Here is a 1,271-nt window from a genome sequence, read left to right as displayed (position 1 = left end):
AAAGGGTCTGATGCACGTTTAGGTGACATTCAAAATGGCTAGTTTCGGCTGGCCTGGAAGGATGAACCTATGCCCCCTCGCTACCCGAAAGAGTTCCGTGACGATGTCGTGAGGATCGCGTTGGATCGTGGTCCGGAAGTGACACTCGCGCAGATCGCGAGAGACTTCGGAATTCACGTTGGCACGCTCGATAAATGGCTTCGAGAAGAACGCGTCGAGGCCGGACAGAAACCTGGCGTGACTCGTTCTGAGAACGCTGAGTTGCGTGAGCTTCGTAAACGCAACAAGCTCCTCGAGCAAGAAGTGGAAGTGCTCCGTCGTGCGGCCGCGTATCTCTCGCAGGCGCACCTGCCGGGAAAAGGCTCTACCCGCTCGTGAAAGAGCTCGCCAATGACGGGGTCCCTGTCGTGGTGTCGTGCCGGGTACTCAAGCTCGCCCGTCAGCCCTACTACCGCTGGCTGCGCAGCCCCGTCACTGAACGAGACCTTACGCAGGCGTATCGCGCGAACGCGCTCCACGACGCTCACCTTAAAGATCCCGAGTTCGGGTACCGGTTCCTCGCCGACGAGGCGAAGAGCTTCGGGGAGCCGATGTGTGACCGGACTGCGTGGCGGCTCTGCCGCGATCAGCAGTGGTGGTCAGCATTCGGGAAGAAGAAAGCCCGCGGGAAAGGGAGGAAGCCTGGCCCGCCTGTTCATGACGACCTGGTCCAGCGCGAGTTCGTGGCCGCTGCTCCGAACGAGTTGTGGCTTTCGGACATCACTGAGCATTGGACGGGTGAAGGCAAGCTCTACCTGTGTGCGGTGAAAGACGTGTGGTCGAACCGGATTGTGGGGTACTCCATCGACTCGCAGATGACGTCCGCGCTTGCGGTGATCGCGTTGAACAACGCCGTACTTCGTCGCGGTGACGTCGCGGGGTGTGTGCTGCACACGGATCGTGGTTCTCAGTTTCGAAGCCGGAAACTGCAGCGCGCGCTCGCCGGTCATGGCATGTCCGGCTCGATGGGGCGAGTGGGTGCTGCGGGCGACAACGCGGCGATGGAGTCGTTCTTTAGTCTGCTGCAGAAGAACGTTCTGAACCGCAGAACCTGGGCGACTCGTGACGAGCTCCGGTCAGCGATCGTGACGTGGATCGAGCGCACCTATCATCGACGGCGCAGACAGGCCCGCTTGGGGCGTTTGACGCCGATCGAGTACGAGACCATTATGAACAAACAGGTCGCACTCGCTGCCTGACAACTGTCACCTAAACGTGCATCAGACCCAAAC

The 1,271-nt window shown here is 60.4% G+C and carries 1 protein-coding gene; it reads left to right on the top strand.

Features of this window, described 5'->3' with window-relative positions; all coding sequences use genetic code 11:
• The first annotated feature begins 69 nt into the window (after nt 1-69).
• Nucleotides 70-1,238, top strand: a protein-coding gene (locus CH42_RS15790; protein WP_156322625.1) for an IS3 family transposase whose coding sequence is annotated in 2 segments (ribosomal slippage) — nt 70-354 and nt 357-1,238 — 1,167 coding nt in all. Because the reading frame shifts where the segments join, the coding sequence is not laid out codon by codon here.
• The last annotated feature ends 33 nt before the right edge of the window (nt 1,239-1,271 follow it).

The organism is Leucobacter musarum subsp. musarum (assembly GCF_001273845.1).
GTDB lineage: Bacteria > Actinomycetota > Actinomycetes > Actinomycetales > Microbacteriaceae > Leucobacter > Leucobacter musarum.
The sequence above is the reverse complement of the archived record's forward strand: the minus strand, read 5'-3'. Positions and strand labels throughout refer to the sequence as shown.